Source organism: Caldimonas hydrothermalis, from assembly GCF_056746695.1.
In genome coordinates this window covers 2,633-4,323 of record NZ_JBWQXA010000026.1, presented here as the reverse complement: position 1 = coordinate 4,323, position 1,691 = coordinate 2,633, and the positions used below count along the sequence as shown (strand labels likewise).

The following is a 1,691-nucleotide window of genomic DNA, read 5'->3' as shown; positions in this document are numbered from 1 at the left end:
GGGCACGCCCACCAGATCGACCTGGAGGCCGCCTTCGTCATAGCCCCAGCCGGTGAACTGGCGCGGCCCCAGGTGCCCGCGCTGGAGGTCGGCCGGGTTGACCACGATCTGCTCGGCGCCGCCGTCGAGCCAGTACAGATTGCCGTGCTCGTCGGCCTTGACAGGCACGCCGTTGCGGTCTTTGAGTACTTGGGAGGCCGTGGTGCCGCGCCACACCGGCAAGCCCTTGCCAGGCGGCACGGTGTAGGTGACGAATTCGCCATTGTGGTTCCAGTGGCGCCACACGGCGAACTTCTGGCGCCACTCGGGCTTGCTGAGCAACTGGTCGAACTCTTGCTTGGTCATCCAGCACAGGCTGTTGTCATTGCTCTTGGGGTCGAGCACCCGGTACAGCACCGTGCCCGGAGGCAGCACGTCCGGGCGCACAGTATGGAAGGTCTTAAAAGCTTCCTTGAGTGGGCGCGGCGCGTTCTTGCTGATATCAAAATGCCCCGGCGGCACATCGGGCGCTTCTTCCAAGGGTCTGAACTTGGCTTTCTTGCCCACCGTGACCCACGTGGGCACGTTCTTGCGCAGCGCCTCGATCTCGGCATCGAGGCTGAAGCGGTGGAAGCGGTGCACATTGAGCTTGTCGGTCTGGGCCCGGTAGTTCAGCCGGTGTTCGACGTCGAGCCGCTGCGCCAGGCGGCCGAGCCAGTCGTGCACGGGTTTGAGCGCCAGGGTCAGGCCGCGGTCGGCCCGGCGGCGCGCGCGTTCGATGCGCTGCAGCAGCCGCACGGCCTTGCTTGCCAGCTCGTCGCCGCCCCAGCGCTGCACCATGCTCAATAGCTCTCGTGCGGGCCCCAAGGCGCTGTCCAGCGCAGCCAGCAGACGGCTCTTTTGCACCTGCGCATCGAGCTTGCGCACTTGCTCGGCCAGGTAGCGGTAGGGCTGGTCGATGCGCAGCGCCGCCAAGGCGCGGCGCACCTCGGGGCGGGCCAGGTGGTCGTTGAGCTTGGCGATGCCGTGTTCCATGTAGGGCTTGGTGGCCTGCCACAGGTCGCTGTCGAGCGCGCCGCGGCCGGCGTGGTGGATGGCCTTGCGCGCGTAGGCAAACAGCAGCTTCAGGCAGCCCTTGGCCAGACTGCCCAGCAGCGGCAACAAGCCGATCAGGGTGAGCGCCAAGGCCACCCAGGCCCCGCGGTCCTCGGGGTCTTCGTCGATCTTCTTGCAGTTGGCCACGACATCGCGGATGTCGCACAGCTGATCGACCAGCGGGATCATCGAGATGACGGTGCCGGTGACCACCTGGGCGGTGCTTTGCTCTTCGGCGAAATCGCCTTGCAGCACCACCCAGATCCACTGGGCGGCGGCGCTGAGGTCTTGCCGGGCGCTTTGCAGCCAGCGCGCCGGCGCCGCGCGCAACCACCCCAGGGCGTTTTCCAGGTCCTCCCAGGTGGCGTTCATGGCTGGCCCCCGAGCTTGGTCTGTGCGGCGGCCACTGCCTCGGCGAGCGCCGGCCAGGGCGGCTCGGGGCTGGGCGTGCGCGGCTCGTACTCCACGTGCAGCGCGCGCGGCGGGACGTTGTCGTGGTGCGCGCGGCCTTGGGCGTCGAGCCGGCCGGCGATGACGGTGTGGCCCTCGAAGAAGATCTTGTAGCCTTGGCCGGCCATCGCTTCACCGTCCGACCCGGTGTGAGCGATGGCGATCCA

Annotated in this window: 2 protein-coding genes; both read right to left on the bottom strand. The window is 68.0% G+C overall.

Annotation, left to right across the window (positions count from 1 at the left end):
- The coding region (locus AC1ECW_RS16155) for a hypothetical protein (protein ID WP_481202287.1) at positions 1 to 1,446 on the bottom strand (1,446 nt) is incomplete at its 3' end.
- Positions 1,443 to 1,691, bottom strand: a 249-nt coding sequence (locus AC1ECW_RS16150; RefSeq protein WP_481202286.1) for a hypothetical protein, incomplete at its 5' end; no start/stop codon positions are given. The genes AC1ECW_RS16150 and AC1ECW_RS16155, both read right to left, overlap by 4 nt.